The 17,076-nt window shown below is 73.6% G+C and carries 14 protein-coding genes, 1 tRNA gene and 1 pseudogene; 13 read left to right on the forward strand and 3 right to left on the reverse strand.

What is annotated here, in order from left to right:
* The first annotated feature begins 116 nt into the window (after positions 1 to 116).
* From JRG78_RS01545 to JRG78_RS01575, 7 genes are all read left to right on the forward strand, one after another.
* Positions 117 to 5,300, forward strand: a complete 5,184-nt coding sequence (locus tag JRG78_RS01545; RefSeq protein ID WP_272653544.1) for a hypothetical protein — start codon at positions 117 to 119, stop codon at positions 5,298 to 5,300.
* A complete protein-coding gene (locus JRG78_RS01550) occupies positions 5,297 to 8,293 on the forward strand; it encodes a hypothetical protein (protein ID WP_272653545.1) in 2,997 nt (998 codons plus the stop codon). The genes JRG78_RS01545 and JRG78_RS01550 overlap by 4 nt, the downstream gene beginning before the upstream one ends.
* 47 nt (positions 8,294 to 8,340) lie before the next feature.
* The gene (locus tag JRG78_RS01555; RefSeq protein WP_272653546.1) at positions 8,341 to 8,787 is read left to right on the forward strand and encodes a hypothetical protein; all 447 of its coding nucleotides are present in this window, start codon (positions 8,341 to 8,343) and stop codon (positions 8,785 to 8,787) included.
* 135 nt (positions 8,788 to 8,922) lie between these two features.
* On the forward strand, positions 8,923 to 9,051 hold the full coding sequence (locus JRG78_RS01560; protein WP_272653825.1) for a hypothetical protein: 129 nt from the start codon (positions 8,923 to 8,925) through the stop codon (positions 9,049 to 9,051).
* A gap of 11 nt (positions 9,052 to 9,062) precedes the next feature.
* A complete protein-coding gene (locus JRG78_RS01565; RefSeq protein WP_272653817.1) occupies positions 9,063 to 9,629 on the forward strand; it encodes a GntR family transcriptional regulator in 567 nt (188 codons plus the stop codon).
* Positions 9,630 to 9,700: 71 nt separating this feature from the next.
* A complete protein-coding gene (locus JRG78_RS01570) occupies positions 9,701 to 10,294 on the forward strand; it encodes an asparagine synthase (RefSeq protein ID WP_259607259.1) in 594 nt (197 codons plus the stop codon).
* 77 nt (positions 10,295 to 10,371) lie between these two features.
* Positions 10,372 to 10,444 (forward strand) — tRNA-Arg (locus JRG78_RS01575).
* Positions 10,445 to 10,616: 172 nt separating this feature from the next.
* Here JRG78_RS01575 and JRG78_RS01580 read toward each other — a convergent pair.
* Positions 10,617 to 10,886: a RidA family protein gene (locus JRG78_RS01580; RefSeq protein WP_259607260.1), complete on the reverse strand. Its 270-nt coding sequence runs from the start codon at positions 10,884 to 10,886 to the stop codon at positions 10,617 to 10,619.
* On the opposite strand from JRG78_RS01580, the gene JRG78_RS01585 reads away from it, so the two are divergent.
* The 6 genes and pseudogenes from JRG78_RS01585 to JRG78_RS01610 all read left to right on the forward strand — a co-directional run bounded on the left by JRG78_RS01585 (position 10,880) and on the right by JRG78_RS01610 (position 14,389).
* Positions 10,880 to 11,257 carry a bifunctional 4-hydroxy-2-oxoglutarate aldolase/2-dehydro-3-deoxy-phosphogluconate aldolase gene (locus JRG78_RS01585; RefSeq protein WP_259607261.1) on the forward strand — a complete coding sequence of 126 codons (378 nt, stop codon included), beginning with the start codon at positions 10,880 to 10,882 and terminating at the stop codon, positions 11,255 to 11,257. The two genes, JRG78_RS01580 and JRG78_RS01585, sit on opposite strands and share 7 nt — an antisense overlap.
* Positions 11,254 to 11,661, forward strand: a complete 408-nt coding sequence (locus tag JRG78_RS01590; protein ID WP_259607262.1) for a rhodanese-like domain-containing protein — start codon at positions 11,254 to 11,256, stop codon at positions 11,659 to 11,661. Before JRG78_RS01585 ends, JRG78_RS01590 begins: the two co-directional genes overlap by 4 nt.
* Positions 11,662 to 11,713: 52 nt before the next feature.
* The gene (locus JRG78_RS01595) at positions 11,714 to 13,207 is read left to right on the forward strand and encodes an L-serine ammonia-lyase, iron-sulfur-dependent, subunit alpha (RefSeq protein ID WP_259607263.1); all 1,494 of its coding nucleotides are present in this window, start codon (positions 11,714 to 11,716) and stop codon (positions 13,205 to 13,207) included.
* Positions 13,208 to 13,240: 33 nt separating this feature from the next.
* Positions 13,241 to 13,381: pseudogene (locus tag JRG78_RS01600) on the forward strand (TetR family transcriptional regulator); the annotation flags it as partial.
* Between the two features lie 31 nt (positions 13,382 to 13,412).
* Positions 13,413 to 13,658 carry a hypothetical protein gene (locus JRG78_RS01605; RefSeq protein WP_336297721.1) on the forward strand — a complete coding sequence of 82 codons (246 nt, stop codon included), beginning with the start codon at positions 13,413 to 13,415 and terminating at the stop codon, positions 13,656 to 13,658.
* Complete coding sequence (locus tag JRG78_RS01610) at positions 13,655 to 14,389, forward strand: ABC transporter permease (RefSeq protein ID WP_259607264.1); 735 nt, start codon at positions 13,655 to 13,657, stop codon at positions 14,387 to 14,389. The genes JRG78_RS01605 and JRG78_RS01610 overlap by 4 nt, the downstream gene beginning before the upstream one ends.
* Before the next feature lie 208 nt (positions 14,390 to 14,597).
* Here JRG78_RS01610 and JRG78_RS01615 read toward each other — a convergent pair whose 3' ends face one another.
* Together JRG78_RS01615 and JRG78_RS01620 are read right to left on the reverse strand one after the other, a co-directional pair.
* Positions 14,598 to 15,032, reverse strand: a complete 435-nt coding sequence (locus JRG78_RS01615) for a MarR family winged helix-turn-helix transcriptional regulator (protein WP_259607265.1) — start codon at positions 15,030 to 15,032, stop codon at positions 14,598 to 14,600.
* Positions 15,033 to 15,389: 357 nt separating this feature from the next.
* A protein-coding gene (locus JRG78_RS01620; protein WP_370428832.1) for an IS3 family transposase occupies positions 15,390 to 16,786 on the reverse strand; the annotation gives its coding sequence in 2 pieces (ribosomal slippage) (positions 15,390 to 16,450 and positions 16,450 to 16,786; 1,398 coding nt in all).
* Positions 16,787 to 17,076 lie beyond the last annotated feature (290 nt).

Here is a 17,076-nt window from a genome sequence, read left to right on the forward strand (position 1 = left end):
AGCGGGCGGCCAGCGTGTTTCGGTGGATGGTTTCTCCGTGTGCGTGACGGTTTCAGGCCGGTCCGACGCGGGGGACGGGAGCGGCGGCATCGACCTCGACACGACCGGGGACTGCCATGTCAATGCTTCCGCTGCTGAACACGCTCGGGGTGCTGAACGGTGTCGTGCTGCTGGACGGCACCGCCGCCTTCCTCGCCGCCCTCGACCCGATCGGGCCGGCGCCCGCCGGTCCTCTCCCGGTGTCGGGGACCCTCACCACGAACACGGGCGTCCCGGTCGTGCTCGGTGCGGCACTGCCGTCGGGGACGACGGTCGGCTGGCGCCTGGAAGCTGCCCCGGACGGCGCCGTGCTGCGTCTCACGCTCCCCGCCGGGACGACGACCGCGCCCGTGCCGGATGCCGCCGCGGGGGCCGTCTCCGAGACCGGCGCCGGCGCGAACAGGCGGCTCCGCGTCACGCCGACCGGCGCCCCGGTGTCCCTCGGCGTCTCCGGCACCGTCGCCGTGCACCTCGGCGCGACCGGCGCCCGCGTGACCCTGGAGCAGCTCACCGTCGCCCCCGGCGCCTCCGACGTCGTCCTCGCCGGCGGGTTCGCCCTCGGACTCCCCGCCGGCTTCACCGTCGCGGACGACGTGGCCGAGCTCGGCACCGTGCGCTTCGTCCTGCCCGCGACCGTGCCGCTCCTGGGCGGACTGCCGCTGTCGGCCGCCGTGACGATCCGGCGCGAGGCGGCGGCCTTCCGCGTCACGCTGCCGCCCGCCGGAGCCGACCCGCGGGTCTCCGGGGCGCTCGCCTTCCAGCTCCCCGACGGCGCTGCCCTCGCCGACCTCGTCCCGGTCGCGGCGGATGTCGCGCTCGCCCTGCCGTCCGGCACCGCGCCGCTCGGCGCGGACGGGCCGGTGATCGACGAGGCGGTCACCATCCGTGCCGTGATCACCCGTCCACCCGGCGCACCGGGCGACCTCGCCGTCGCCGTCAGCGCGGAATCCGGCCATCCGGACGGGCTCCTCGGCGGCGGCGGGACGTCCCGCGGCGAGCGCGCGCTCGCCATGACCGTCGCAGTCGGTCCGGCACTCACCGCGCGGGCCGGGGACGGCGGCCCCGTCGCGCTCGGCGCGCTGTTCGGGGCGGCCTGGGCGTTCGCCGACCTCTTCGCGACTATGGGCGACTACACCGTGCACGGGGTGACGCTGCAGGCCTCGGGCGACGACGGCACGCTCCTGGCGCGGCTCGACGTGTCGGCCGCCGTCGGCATCGCCGACATCGACCTCGGGCTCGCCACCATCACGATGGACGACGACCGCCCGCTGCGGGTGCGCTGGCGCGACATCGCCGCGACCGTCGACCTCTCCCGCCTCGCCGCCGGCGATGACCCCGCGGATGCCCTCGACCTCGACTTCCGGTCGTCGCACGCCGAGGTCGTCGACCCCGGGGGGTGGCAGGTGGAGACCACCGGCATCCCGAAGGACGTGCTGCAGATCGTCGGCACCCGGTCGGGCGCCGGTTCCACCTGGATCGAGGTGGACCTGCGGTTCACGATGGACCTCGGACCGGTGAAGATCTCCGGCGCCACCGTCCGCGGCACCTGGGACGGCGGGGCGACGCCCACCTTCGGCATCCGAGGATTCGATGCGCGGATCGACCTGCCGGGCGTGGTCTCCGGCGGCGGGCGGTTCCAACTCGGCTCCACCGCGGGCGGCCAGGGCATCGACATCGCCCTGTGGGGCACGCTCATCCCGCTGAGCGTCGGCGGGTTCCTCCGCTTCGAACTGAAGACCGTGGGCGGCGTGACGATGCACTCCTTCGGCCTGGGGCTCGACCTGCCGGTCGCGGTGCCGCTCGGCCCGACCGGGCTCGGGCTCTACTCGGTCGCCGCCTCCTTCGGCTCGAACGCCGCGCTGAAGCCGCTGGACCCGGCCGATCCGCTCGGCTCGCTGCGCAGACAGGAGCCCTGGGAGGGGCTGGAGGTCAGCCGCGGCGACATCACGATCGGGGCCGGTGTGATCATCGGCACCGTCCCCGACGCCGGCCTCACCTTCAGCGCGCTCGGCGTGCTGGGGCTCACGGTCCCGGACTTCACGCTGCGGGTGGGGATCAACGCCTCCCTCTTCCGTACCCAGCGACTCCTGCTCGCCGACCTGGTCCGGGACGGCGCCGCGACCGAGAACACCCTGTCTCTCCTCGGCGGGCTGTCGGCGACCTCGGCGGCGATCGACCTGGGGATCGAGGGGCGGTACGAGATCCCGTCGGTGGTGACCGTGCGCATCCCCGTCAGCGGGCACTTCCCGTTCGCGGACCACTCCTGGTGGCTGAACGCCGGCAGCGACGGCGACCTGAGCCCGGTGAAGCGACCACCGGGTCCTCTGCAGGCGACCGTCTTCCCCGGCATCCCGGCGCTCGAGAGCGGCGGCTGGGCCTTCCTGATGATCGCCGGCAACGGCATCCCGGACGTCGCCGGTCTCGGCATCTCACCGACCGGGTTCTCGGTCGCCCTGGGCGTCGGGTTCACGAAGACGTTCGGGGTCGTCGGCGTGCTCTGGGCGCGCGCGACGACCAGCCTGGTCGCCGCGATCGGCACGTCCCCGTTCGTCGTCTGGGCGCAGGGCCGTCTCGCCGGGGAGGTCGGCATCGGCCCCTTCCGCCTCGGCCTCGACGCGCTGCTGAAGATCCAGTTCGTCCCCGAGCAGAGCCGGCTCGACTTCCACCTGAAGGTCTGCGCGTCCGTCGACCTGTGGTTCACCACGCTTGAGGGATGCATCGAGCTCGGCGCGATCGACCCCGCCGCCGCGCCGGCGATCGTGCCGCGGGACGAGGACTGGCCGTGGCCCACCGTCGTCCTCGCCGACGGGCTCGGGCGCATGCTGCCCGTGAACGACGACGCCACCTTCACACCGCCGCAGCGCACGAGCGGCGACGGGGAATCAGGCATCGCGGCGCCGGAATCCTGGGCGAAGACGCCCCGTGTCTGGGCCGATGCGATCCCCCTGCTCACCTTCCCGGTCGCGCCGGTGCAGAAGATCCCGCCCTCGCCCACCGGCGAGGACCTCACCCCCGAGAACGGCCAGAACAACGACGGCATGTCCGGCGCCGGGAAGACCCGGTTCCAGTGGGCCATGACCGCGCTGCAGTTGCACGAGGTGAAGCCGGACGGGACCGATGTGGCGGAGGTCGAACTCAGCCGAGCGGCCTGGCAGCCGCCCGCCGGCGTGTCCGCGACGGCCGGAGCCGTGTCCACATCGCGCCAGCTCGCCCTGCTCACCCGCAACCGCTGGCTGACCAAGGTGCACGCCGACGGCGGGGCATCCGCGCCCGACGAGCCGCTGCGCGATGTCGCGGGCCTCTGCGGCCTGAAGTTCACCGCCGGGCGGAGCTGGACCTACGGCATGGATGCCCAGCGCGTTCCCGGCACCGCCGACGACTGGCACGTCGCCCGCCGCTCCGACGCGCTCTCGTTTTCGCCGCTCCGCTCGTACGCCCGCGGGGTGGGCTTCCGCGTGCCGGCGCCCGTGCGCATCGAGCGGCAGCCGAGGGTGGCCGGCGTGGACTGGCCGAGCGGTCCGATCGCCTACGCCTCCTCGGTGCCGACGTCGTTTCCCGTCGACGGCGCCGCCGAGGAGGAGGAGTTCGCCGGTGCCCTGCGCCTGCGGTCGCCGCAGAGCGTCGTGTGGGATCACGAGGGCGCGTACCTGGGCTGCCGGGTCGAATTCGACGAACCGGTCGAGGCAGGGGATCTGCTGCTGCAGATGCGCCTGCAGGGGAAGATGGAGCACCACGGCATCGAGAACTTCGCGGTCACTGCGCGGCGGTCCTTCCGCGTCGAGTGGCCGGGCGGCAGCGAGCCGATCGACGCGGTCGAGGTGGGGCCGTCGCCCGCGCCGGATGCCGGGCCGGGTGATGCGCTCGTGCGCGTGACCGTGCCGGCCGGCAAGGGCGCGACCGCGATCGCGTGGGGCTTGCCCTGGCAGGCGACCGTCGACGTGCTCGGTCTCCACGCGATGGCGACGGCGGATGCCGCGGCGGCGGCGGCCGCGGAGGCCGGTCGTCAGGCCGCCGTCGCCGCGGATGAGGCCAGCACCAAGGCATCCGCCGACCCGGCCGCGCAGCGGACCATCCTCAAACCCGGGAGCTCGTATCGGATCACGGTGTCGCTGCAGTGGGAACGGTGGACCGACGAGGGCACGGGCACGATCACCAGGACGGCGGGCACCACCCGCACCGCGACGTGGTTCTTCCGCGTCGCGCCGCGACCGCCTGCCGCCACGGGCGGGGCGCCGTGGAAGGAGGCGTCCCTGCTGGGTGTGCCCGAGATGACGCTGACCGTCGACACCTTCCGACCCGAGTACCTCGAGCGCTACTTCCTGGACTATTCGATCGATGACCACGAATCCTTCGTCTTCACCGGCGACCGGCCGTGGGCTCGATTCACGGCGCCGCACCTGGCCGCGCTCGCCGCCGCCTACAGACGCGACCTCGGCCTGCTGCTCGGCCGCACCGACATCGTGGAGGACCCGATCTGGCGCCACCTCCGCCTCGTCGCGCTGTCCGGCCCGCTCGGGATCCCGGATGCCATCGCCACCGCGGCCGAGGAGTACGGATGCCCGATGCCGCCGCGCAGCGTCGGCATCCGCTGGCCCCTGCGGCTGCGCCCGCGCACCCCGTACGAGCTCGCGGTGGCGCTGCCACGGAAGGGCACCAAGGCCACCCGCTCCTCGCCGCAGCTGCACGGCATCACGTTCAGCACGAGCGCGTTCCCGGATCCCGAAGCGCTCGTGGCCTCGCTGGGCTTCACCCGCTCGGTGTTCGCCGGGAACATCGCCGCCGCCGTACCGACCGGGCACCTGCGGGTCACCGCCGCACCCGGTCTGGCATCCGGTCTGCTCGCGGTCGACGACGCGCTCGAAGCGGCGCTGGCCGCGCTCGGCCTGCCGCCCCTGCCGCCGCTGCCGGTCCCGCCCACCGGCGGCGCCGGCCGCAGCAGCGCCCTGTGGACGCGGGCCGCCGACGGAGGCTGGTCCGTCCTCGGCATCCTGCTCGAGGCGAGCGAGCCGCTGGTGCGCGACGGCGGACGCCGGATGGACATCGGCGACGGGCGGGTCGCCGGCCGCGACCTGAGCATCCGCCGGCGCGACCGCAGCGGCACGCGCGCGCTCTGGCTGCTGCCGCAGCCGCTGAGACCGACGGCGCCGATGCGCCTGCGCATCCGCGTCACCGACCGCGGCGCGCCGTTCTGGATGCGGATGACCCTCCCCGTCGAGCCTGCCTTTGCGCGCTCCGCGATCGTGGGAAGGAGCACGACATGAGCGTCCTCGCCGACCACACCCGCGGCTACGCGGAAGCCGCGCACCTGGTCGCCGGCCTGCCGTCGCACGGTGACGACCGGGTGCCCGAAGGCGTGCACTGGCGGGTTATCCCGGCATCCGGCACGGTGCCGGCCGGGCCGATCGTCGTCTGCGACGCCGCCGCGGACCCGAGCATGACCGGCATCCGCACCGACCGGCCGGGCGACGCCCTCGGCGACGTCGCCCCCGGCCGCGCCCTGCTCCTCCTGATCGACGTCCCGCCGGATCGGATGGCGGGCTGGGTGCGCATCCGCGGCGAGGGGCGGCTGCGGGTCGCCGTGATCGCCGATCGCCTCGCACCGAACGGCGCCGACATCGAGATCACCGCGCGCGACGAGGAGCCCTGGATCGTGGCCTCCTCCGACATCGCCCGGGTGCGGGTGACGGGGGAGGGGCGCGTGCACGAGGCGGAGGCGCTGCACATCCCGCGCGACACCGGCCGGCCGCTCGAGGTCCTGCAGATCGCCTCGCTCGACACCGCGGTGATCGACCGGCTGGACGGATGCTACGCCTACCCGCAGGCGGGTGCGGACACCAGTACCGAGCGGGTTCTCGCCGGTGCTCCGCTGGTCCCGCTGCCGTACGCCCCGCGGCATCCGTGGCCCGAGTACACCGCCGACGACGAGCTCCGCCGGGTCGCCGAGCTCGTCGAACGCGAGGGTATCGTGCTCGACTGGCTGCACAAGGCGCTGGCCGCCGCCCTCGGCGACGAGAGCTCGCGGTACCTGGCCGAGGCGGTGGGGGCGGACCAGGAGCTGCGCTACTCGCCCGCTGCGGCGCTGGGCGTCGCGGCAGCGGACCCCGGCGTCGCACGCTGGCTCGCACGGCAGGGGATGCTCCCGGCCCCGCCGGCACGATGGCAGGAGGATCGGCCGTCGCTGGCGATGGCGCTGATGCCGGTCATCGTGCCGGGGCAGGCGCCGGAGCGCACGGAGCTCGCGGAGGTGTACGACGAGGTGCTCGGCGGCGGATTGTCGAGCCTTCGCGACGAGCTCGCCCGACGAGCGAGCCCGGAGGCACCGCTGAGCGTCGAGGTCCTCGCGCTGCCGATGCCGCTCGTCCTCGGTGCGCCGCCGGCGCTGCCGCTCACGCCGCAGCTGCGCGTGTTCGGACGCGCGGAATGGACGGTCGAGCGCGCCGCCGGTGCGGAACTGGCGCGCACCACCGGATGGGAGCAGTCCATCGCCCTCGGCGGCACGGCTCCCTTCGGCCCGGTCTCGCTCGTTCGACTCCGCCGCGCCCTCGCCGACCCCGAGCGCACCACGATGCATGACGCCGAGGGCCCCGTCGCCAGCCCGCTGCTTCCCGCGTGGCCGCAGCCGGCCGCACCCGGCGTGCCGCCGGCCGGCGACGCCACCGTGCGGGGACGGCAGGCCGTGGCATCCCCCGGCGAGGCGGTTCCGGCGCGCTGGGAGGTGCGCCTGGAGGACTGGATGGGACGGTGGGGCGACCCCGCCGAGATCGAGGTGGCCCCGCCGTCGCCCGCGCTCCCGGCGAAGCCGGTCCTGCGCGCGACGTTCGTCCGGACGCCGGTGACCGGTGAGGCGGCCGCGTCGCCCGGCGTCGTGCGGGTGGAACTCGTGATCGCCCCGCCCTCGGCTCCCGGCGCGCTGCCCGTCACGGCCGCATCCGTACGCATCGACGGGGCACCGGTCGCGCTGACCCTGCCCGACCTGTCCGCGGGCACGGGCATCGCGGTGCACGAGCACGTCGTACCGGCGACGCTGCCGGGTCGATCGCGCACGATCCGGGTCGAGGGGTGGATCACGGATGCCTCCTCCGCTGACTCGCCGCACGCGGACCCCGTCGTGATCACCGCTTCGGATGCCCGGCCGGTGCCGGTGCCGACCGTCTCGCCGCGTCTGCTGCCGGCCGGCCGCCCGGGTCCGGCACCCGAGGTGGCCGTCACGCTCAGCATCCGGGCCGTCGAGGGTGCCGCGCTGTACCGGTTCTACACGGCATCGGAGGGAACCGTCCGGGCACAGTTCCCCGGCCTCGACAGCACGGCGTTCCGGAATCGACCGCGGGCCGTGCGCGCCCAGGAGCTGCTCGCGCGGGGGCTCCCGCCGCGCGAGGGGTTCACGCTCGCCCAGGCGGTGCCGGTGGTCGCGGGCACGGCGACCGCGACTCTGCTGCTGCCGAGCGCGAACAGCGACCTCGTGCTCGTGCGCGCGGTGCCGGTCACCGGTGCGCTGGACGCCTACGGGAAGATCGCGGAGGGCGTCGAAGCTCCGCCGCATACGGTCGCACCGGCCTACATCGTGGTGCCTTCGGTCGAGGTGCCGCCCGTGCCGCGCGTCGCGGCCGAGGTGGACGACGGCGGCACGGTCACGGTGCGGGTCGAGGTGAGCGGCGTGCCCGCGAACACGCTCGCGCGGCTGCCCGGGGCGCTGGAGGCGCGGCTGGTCGAGGCGATCCCGGGCACGGAGCCGTTCTACTGGCCCGAGGTGAAGACGCTCACGCTCGTCGACGCCGGGAGCGGCGTGTTCTCGGGTTCCGCACCGCTGCCGGCTCCGCGGTGGGCGCGCATCCGCCTCGCCGCGTCCGCCCGGTACGCCGCCGAGGACATGGTCGTGCCGGATGCCGACATCGTGCTCACGCCCGACCTCACCGCGTCCGGCGGCGCGCCCGATGACGTCGTCTCGCCGTGGGGACCGCTGTCCGCGCCGGTGACCCTGGACGTGCCGGGCGCCGAGCCGAGCATCCGCTCGGAGGCATCCGCCGCGGGCATCCGCGTCAGCGTCGACGGGCTGCCGCTCATCGCGCAGGGATCGAGCGCGTTCACCGCCGTCGTGTACCGCGAGGGGGCGGATGCCGCGCTCATCGAGTACGAGCAGCGGGAGGTCAGCGGCGAGACGGCCGAATTCGACGTGCCGGGCGGGGCGGCGGCCGCGGTCGCGCTGCGCGATCCGTTCGGCGCGGCCCGTCCCCCCGTGCGGGTCGGGCCGACGTGACCTGGCCGCGGGGGCGGCCGGCGGACCATAGGGAAGGAGCGGGGAGCATGCAACACGAATGGACGTTCGCGGTCGTGGACGGCTACGCCACGGGCGAGGTGGACTTCGCGCGCCGGCTCGCGGAGTCGGACCAGTCGGTGCGCGACGAGGTGGATGAGAAGATCATGAGCCCGCTCGTCAACGGCACCGATGGCGCGGTGCTGGTGATCCAGGGCCATGCCGATCGCATCGACTCGGGCGAGAGCCACGCCGTCGCGCTCGAGCAGGAGAGCGACATCAGCAAGGCCCGGGCCAACAGCGCGTTCGATGAGATCCTGGCGATGATCCGCCGCGACTGGCTCGACCCGGGGCCGGCGAGCTGGGAGGAGCTCCCGCACATCGCCGTCGTGGTGTCGCCGCACGGCGCGTCGATGCGTGTCGACGAGAGCGGCACGGAGGCCGGGCGCCTGCGCAACCGCCGGGTGTACCTGGCGGTGTGCCGCTTCATCCCCTGACCTCCGCAGGCCCGTACGCGGCATGCGTCCACGGCCCCGCGCGCGGCATCCGTCCGCGCCCTGCGCGCGGCATCCGCGGACGGCGGCCCGGCGCGGGGCCTGGTCAACGTCCGCGGCACGTGCGTGAATCCCGTCATGACGGGGGTGAAACCCGCCGAGCTCGAATCGGCGCGGGTGGCGCGCATTCTGCGCGACGACATCCTGCTCGGCCGCCGTCAGCCCGGCTCTCCCGCCTGGTCGAGCGCGACATCGCCGCGGCGCTGAACGTATCCCGGCTGCCGGTGCGGGAGGCCATCAAGATCCTCGTCGCAGAGGGCATCGTCGTCGCCCGCCCGCGCACCTGGGCGGTCGTGCGCGAGTTCACCGTGCGCGACATCCAGGACTTCGCCGAGGTGAGAGAGGTCGTCGAGACGCTCACCTTCGTGTTCGCCGCGCAGCGGCATGACGAGGCCGGGGCGGCGCGGATGCGGGCGATCGTGGCGCGGGAGCAGGAGGCCGCCGCCGGCGACGTCGAGGCCGCGCGGCGGGCGTCCGCCGAGTTCCACCTCTACGCCGTCGTGCTCGCGGACAACCAGATGCTCACCGAGATCGCCCGGGTGTTCGCGCCGCGGTTGCGCTGGCTGTTCGGCCAGCACGATGACGTGCCGGGCATGATCGACGACCACATGCGCATCCTGGACGCCCTGATCGCGCGGGACGTGGACGCCCTTCGGGATCTCCTCCCGCGGCATCTGCGGGCGGGGCGGGTCGCCGCCGAGCGCCGTCTGCGCTCCGGTCCCCGCGGGGCGGTTCCGGATGCCGATCACGGGCCTCCCGGCGCCGCCTCGGGAACAGCCGGATGACCGCGCTGCACACGCGGGTACGCCGTGCGCTCGGCCGCACCCTCCCGGTACTCTCGATGAGGGAGGTCAGCGTGGGACGGACAGCGGACGCCATCGCGGAAGGCGTGGCCATCGCGACGTCCGCGGCGCGCCTCGCCGTCAAGAACCACATCCTCGTGGGCACCATCGCCCAGGGCGGCGTCTTCGACATGGAGAAGTACGCCGAGGACGCCCGGCAGGCGCTCCTCGCGATGGCGAAGGAATCCGACGAGGCCGCCCAGCACCTGGAGCAGCTGCGGAAGCGAGCCCGAGGCCGGCACTCCGACCCCTCCGGCACGCACGACTACCGCGACCGCGACGTGCGCAATCTGAAGAAGCGGGCCAAGCAGTCGCAGGGCGTCGCCAGCCGCCTGCGCGAGATGACGGAGGATCCCGAGGCCCTGCGCGAGCTGGTCGAGTCGGCGCGCCAGGCGGCCTGGGAGGACGTCCGCTCCAACCTCGATCGCCGCCTGCGGGTCGAGGGCATGCGCCCCGACCAGGATCCGGACTACGAGACGATGCGCGAGGCGCGGATGCAGGCCCTCAAGCTCGTCGATCTGCAGGCCCTGGCCTCCGACCGCCGCGCCCGCCGCAAGCGCCAGAAGGCGGCCGAGAAGGCCGCCGCGAAAGCGGCCGGGAAGGGCTGATCGCGGTCGCCGTCCGCTCGATTCGCGTCCTCGCCGATCGTGTTGTAGGCTGGTCGTCGGCCCGCTGAGCGGGTCGTGCGCCCCTAGCTCAATGGATAGAGCATCTGACTACGGATCAGAAGGTTGGGGGTTCGAGTCCCTCGGGGCGCGCAGATGAAACCCCCGTCGCGGAAGCGGCGGGGGTTTCGTCGTGTGCGGCGGGCGTCGTCGTGTTGGCCGTCGTGTGTGGCGCGCGTGGCCGTGCGCGGTCGTGACCAGCGGACCACGAGGGCCCGTGGCCCCGGGCGGTGCCGGGATCACGGGCCCTGCGACGGCCGGCGGATCAGCGCTGCGGCAGCGCGGCGACCACGTCGATCTCGACGAGGATGTCCGCCAGCTGCGAGCCGACCGTGGTACGGACCGGGTACGGCGGCGTGAAGAACTCCTGGTACGCCTCGTTGAACTCGGCGAAGTGGGACCTCGGTATCGACGTCGTCGAGCTGCCGATCCAGACCGCCGAGGACGTGGAGGCGCTGCGCGTCGTGGCCGCCGCCGGCCGCGCGCGGCAAGGTCGTCGGGGCGGGCACCGTCGTCTCCGCGGAGCACGTGGCACAGGCCGCCGCCGCGGGAGCGGGCTTCACGGTCAGCCCCGGCCTCGACCTCGAGGTCGTCCGCGCCTCGCACGACGCCGGGCTGTCCGGTCTCCCGGGCGTGGGCACCGCATCCGAGGTGCAGCTCGCACGGAAGGCCGGCCTGACGTGGCTGAAGGCTTTCCCGGCATCCGTGCTCGGCTCGTCGTGGCTGCACGCGATGCGCGGCCCGTTCCCTGAGGTGCGCTTCGTCGCGACCGGCGGCATGAGCGCCGCCAATGCCACCGAGTACCTCGACGCGGGTGCCCGCGTCGTCGCCGTGGGATCGGCGCTGGAGGATCCCGCGCAGCTGCCCCGGCTCGCCGCGCTCCTGCGCCGGGCGGACGCCCGATGAGCACGATCGCCGCGCGGCTCGCTCACGTCGATGCGCGCCTGGCCTACGAGATCGACGTGGTCGCCGCGGCCGAGGCGGTCGCCGCCGGCGCCGCGGTGCTCGTGGACACCCGCCGGCGCGAGTCGTGGGACCACGGCCACATCGCCGGGGCCCTGCATCTGCCCCAGAGCGCGCTCGAGGAGCGCATCCCGACGCTGCCGCGCGACCGCACCCTGATCGTGTACGGGTGGGGGCCCGGCTGCAACGGGGGGACGGCGACGGCGCGGGTGCTGCTGGCGGCGGGACTCGACGTGCGGGAGCTGCTCGGAGGCTACGAGTACTGGGTCCGCAACGGGTTCCCGTTCGAGACCGGAGACGGCGTCGTCCGGCAGGCGCCCGACCCGCTGGTCACCGCGGAGGGCTGACGGGTTGCTCCTCGGCGCGCCCGCCGCGCGGACGCGGCCGTAGGCTGGTGAGGTGACAGTGTACGTCTCGGCTTTCGACCTGTTCTCCATCGGGGTAGGACCGTCGAGTTCCCACACCGTCGGCCCGATGCGGGCCGGCCTGGACTTCGCCGCGCGCCTCGGCGCGAGCGGCGTCCTCGACCGGGTCGCCCGTGTCACGTGCGACCTGTACGGCTCGCTCGGTGCGACCGGGATCGGCCACGGCACCCCGGATGCCGTCGTCGCCGGCCTGCAGGGGCTCGCGCCCGAGACCTGCGACCCCGCCGACGTGCGCGCCGCCTGGACGGACTGGCCGGAGGGGCAGCCGCTGCGGCTCGCCGGCATCCGCCCCATCGCCTTCGCGAAGGACGACATCGTGTTCGCGCCGCGCACGCGGCTCCCCGGGCATCCGAACGCGATGACGCTGCGCGCGACGGATGCCGACGGCGCGACCCTGGCCGAGGAGACGTACTACTCCATCGGCGGCGGGTTCATCCGGCGCGAGGGCGAGGAGCCGCAGCTGGCCCGCGCCGAGCTGCCCTACCCCTACGACGACGCGGCGTCGCTGCTGGCCCTCTGCGACGAGCACGGGCTGTCCATCGCCGAGCTCGCGCGGAAGAACGAGACCGCCTTCCGCAGCGAGGAGGAGGTCGCCGCCGGGCTGGACGCGATCTGGGACGCGATGGCGGCCTGCGTCGAGGCGGGCCTGCACACCGAGGGCACGCTGCCCGGCATCCTGAAGGTCAAGCGGCGGGCATCCGACATCCGCGCGCAGCTGGAGGCGTCCGAGTCGGAGGGGCACCGCGAGCTGCCGGGCGAGTGGCTGGGCGCGTTCGCGCTCGCCGTGAACGAGGAGAACGCGGCGGGCGGGCGGGTGGTCACCGCCCCGACCAATGGCGCGGCCGGAATCCTGCCCGCGGTGGCGATGTACTGGTGGCGGTTCCTCGCCGATTCCGGCCTCGGGGCCGGCAACGCGGTGACCCCCTACGGCGAGCTGGTCGGCAGCGCCCTGCTCGGGTTCCGCGGCAGCGCGGCCGAGGTCGCCGACGCCGCGCTCTCGGCGCAGGAGCGGGCCGAGGCGAATCGCCGGCGGGGCATCCGCCGCTTCCTGCTCACCGCGACCGCGCTCGGCTCGCTGTTCAAGGCGAACGCCTCGATCTCGGGGGCGGAGGGCGGATGCCAGGCCGAGGTCGGCTCCGCCTGCGCGATGGCGGCGGGCGGGCTGACCGCGGTGATGGGCGGCACGAACCGGCAGATCGAGAACGCGGCCGAGATCGCGATGGAGCATCATCTCGGCCTCACCTGCGACCCGATCGGCGGACTGGTCCAGATCCCGTGCATCGAGCGCAACGCGATCGCGGCGTCCACGGCGGTGACCGCTGCCCGGCTCGCGCTGCGCGGCGACGGCCATCACTACGTCTCGCTGGACGCCGTCGTGGAGACGATGCGCCAGACCGGCCTGGACATGTCGACCAAGTACAAGGAGACGAGCGAGGGCGGCCTCGCCGTCAACGTCATCGAGTGCTGACCCGCCCGGCCGGCCGCGCCGTAGGCTGACGTCATGACCACCAGGCGCGGACGAGGGCGGCCCCGCGGGGAGTCCGACGCGCGCCAGCGGATCGCCGCGGCGGCCGTGCACGAGTTCGGCGAGCACGGCTACGAGCCCGCCACCATCCGCGCGATCGCCGCCCGCGCCGGCGTCGACCCGGCGCTGGTGCGACCGGCTGCTGCTCATGCGCGAGGGCCGGATCATCGCGGACATCACCCCGCAGGCGATGCTCGAGGAGACGGGGGAGCGGGACGCGGAGGCGGCGTGCCTCGCCCTGATCGCCCGGGACACGGCCGCGCAACGCAGCGCCCCCACCGGCCGCAGCGCCCTCACCGGCCGCGACGCCCTCACCGGCCGCGACGCGCCCCGGCCTCGCGATGCACAGCCCCGGCGTGAACGCGCCGCTCGCGCAGGGAGGGAGGAGCGATGAACCCGCGACGCACGCTCGCCACGGCGGGACGCGTGCTGCACCAGCTGCGCCACGACCCGCGCTCGATCGCCCTGATGCTCGTCGCACCGAGCCTGCTGGTGGGCCTGTTCGCCTGGCTGTTCGCGGATCAGGAGGGCGTGTTCGACCGGTTCGGCGGGCCGATCCTGGCACTGTTCCCCTTCATCGTGATGTTCCTGCTCACCTCGATCACGACCCTGCGCGAGCGCCGCTCCGGCACGCTGGAGCGGCTGATGACCACGCCGCTGGGCAAGGCGGACTTCATCCTCGGCTACGCCCTCGCGTTCGGGATGATGGCGATCCTGCAGGCCGTGGTCACGGTGGCGTTCGCCGTCGGCGTGTGCGGCCTCGAGGTGGACGGCCCGATCTGGCAGCTCGGGCTCGTCGCCGTCGTCGACGCCCTGCTCGGCACGGCACTCGGCCTGCTGGCGAGCGCCTTCGCGCAGACCGAGTTCCAGGCGGTGCAGTTCATGCCGCTGCTCGTGTTCCCGCAGATCATCCTCGGCGGACTCTCCGTGCCGCGCGAGGACATGCCCGACGTGCTGCACGCCGTCTCGGACTGGCTGCCGCTCAGCCACGCGATCGACGCCATCCAGGCGGTCGCCGCGGGCGACGAGGGGTGGGAGGTCGGTGAACCGCTCCTCATCGTCGGCGCATTCGCCGTCGTCTTCCTCGTGCTCGCGCCGCTCACGCTGCGGCGGCGGACGCCGTAGCCGGATGCCGCGACCGGATGCCGCGACCGGATGCCGCGACCGGATGCCGCGACCGGACGCTGAGAACGGATGCCGTGACCGGATGCCGTGACCGGATGCCGTGACCGGATGCCGTGACCGGATGCCGTGACCGGATGCCGCCGGCCGTGGCACCGACCGCACCTCTCAGACGGATGCCACGGACGGTGCGCTCCGCGGCGTCCGATCGTCAGTGCCCCGGACTGCGGAGCTTCTCGGCGAGGTCGCGCAGCGCCCGCAGCTCGTCGTCGGTGAGCCGCGACATCCGCTTGGCGATCGAGCGGCCGTGCACGGTGGCGACCGCGCGGAAGGCGCGCGCTCCGGCATCCGTCGCCCTGACGAGCGCGCCGCGCCCGTCCTGCGGATCCGGGCACTTCGTGAGCAGGCCGCGCGCCACCATCCGGTCCACCAGACGCGACACGCTGGGCTGGCTGATCAGGGCTCTGGCCGTGATGTCGCGGAGCCGGGCGGTCATCTCGGGCGCGCGCGTGACGGTGAGCAGCACGTCGTACTCCGCCTGGCTGACCTCGGCGCCGTCGAAGTCGCTCATCATCGCGGTGAACAGCTCGTGCTGAGCGCGGAAGAGGCTCTCCCACGCCTGCAGCGCGAGCTCGCGGTCGGTCATGGATCCCAGCGTAACGGCGGGGGAGCGCCGGCGGTCCGACGCACCGTCAGTGGTCGGCGCACAGTAAGGGCCGGTCGGAGAGGCTCCCGACCGGCCCTTGTCCCTTGCACCAAGAGTGTCCTGCAATCACATGCGGTGGATGCCACAGCAAACATTCACCGTGCGATCACTGTATAACGACGAGGTAACGAATGCAACGGTTTGGTCACGGAATCCGTCTGAATCGGCTGTAAGTCTCTGAAGTGGCTGGCCTGGGGTCGGCTGGCAGGGTGGGTGCTGGTGCTCCGTCTGGTCGTGACTCTTGAATCGCCTGGCCTCCCGCTTCGGAAAGTGTCAAGGCGGGTGAGACAGATTCCGTCAGGCGGTCTGTATGAGGGCCTCCTGTGAGGGCTGGTTGATCCAGGCGGCCTCGGGCAGCTTGGGCGCCTGGGGTCGGCGGTGGCCGAAGCGCTCGGGACGGGCGGCGTAGGCCGCGTCCAGGGTGGCCTGGCGCTGGGCGCGGACCTGCCCGGCGGTGCCGAAGTGGACGCTGGCGGGGGTGTGCAGCCCGATCCCGCAGTGGCGGTGCTCGTGGTTGTAGTAGGCGAAGAACTGCTCGGCGAACGCGCCGGCGTCGGCCAGGGACCCGAAGCGCTCGGGGAAGACCGGGGCGTACTTCAGCGTCTTGAACGCCGCCTCGCTGTAAGGGTTGTCGTTCGACACGTGCGGGCGGGAGTGCGACCTGGCCACCCCGAGGTCGACGAGCAGCTGAGCGACCGGTTTGGAGGTCATCGAGGTCCCGCGGTCGGCGTGGATCGCCTCCGGCACGCCATGGATGCCCATGGCGTGCTCGAGCAGGTTCTTGGCGATCTCGGCGTCCTCGCGGGCCGCGATGGTCCAGCCCACGACGAACCTGGAGAAGATGTCGAGCACGACGTACAGGTCGTAGTACACGCCCCGCTCCGGCCCCTTGAGCTTTGTGATGTCCCAACTCCACACCTGCCCCGGCGCCGTCGCGACGAGCTCGGGCCGGGTCCGGGGCGGGTGGCTCGCCTGCCGGCGCCGTTCCCCGGCCATGTCGTGCTCGCGCAGGATCCGGTGCATCGTGGACATCGAGCACAGGTAGGTGCCCTCGTCCAGCAGCGTGGCCCAGACCTGGGCGACCGACTTGTCCGCGAACCGCTGGCTGGTCAACACGGCCAGCACGTGGGCCCGCTCGGCGGCGGACAGCTTGTTCGCCGGTGCCGGCCGCGGTGTCCGTGGACGTGGCGGTGGCGGGTTCTTGGCCCGGTAGTGACTGGCGCGGGAGCGACCCAGCAGCGCGCACGCAGCCGCGGTGCCGACGTGCTCGGCCAGCCCGTCGACGGCCGGGTTGATCACCGCGGCGACCGCGGCGGCTTGTCCGCGCTCTCGGAGAGCGTCTCCAAGAGCGCGTGTGCTTTTCCCATCAGGTCCAGCGCCGCCCTGGTCTTGGCCAGCTCGGCCTCGGCCTTCTCCGCCCGGGCCCGTAGCGCCTGCAGCTCCCGCTCGCGCCGGTCCCGCGGCTTGCTGCCCAGCCCGGACAGCGAGCCGGCGGCCGCGGCCTTGCGCCACTCGATGATGTGGGAGGTGTACAGGCCCTCCCGGCGCAGGATCTCCCCACGCCCAGAGCGGTCCGCGGCGTCGTACTCGGCCAGGATCGCCGCTTTGAACTCGGCGGTGAACGTCCGCCTCTTGGGCCGGTCAGCACGAGGAGCCATAGCCCCATCATCGGTGCCGACGTCAGCAACCGTCATCGTCATCTCAGTATTGGTCCGTTCTCGCCCCGTGCAGTGCGAAGGTCAGCAGTGCTGGTGTCTCACCCCATCCTGACGCACGGGGGGCAGGGTGGGTGCTGGTGCTCCGTCTGGTCGTGACTCTTGAATCGCCTGGCCTCCCGCTTCGGCGGGGTGCCTTTCCCAGGATCTGTCCGGCCGGGTGGGTGCCGGCGCCGACCCTGCCCACTCCGATGGCTTGATCAGAAGCTTGCCCGACCGTTCACGGCGGTCGTGGCCCATTACAGGCCTGCCTCGAAGTGACCATTCCC

The organism is Microbacterium sp. EF45047 (assembly GCF_028472845.1).
In the GTDB taxonomy this organism is placed as follows: Bacteria; Actinomycetota; Actinomycetes; order Actinomycetales; family Microbacteriaceae; genus Microbacterium; species Microbacterium neungamense.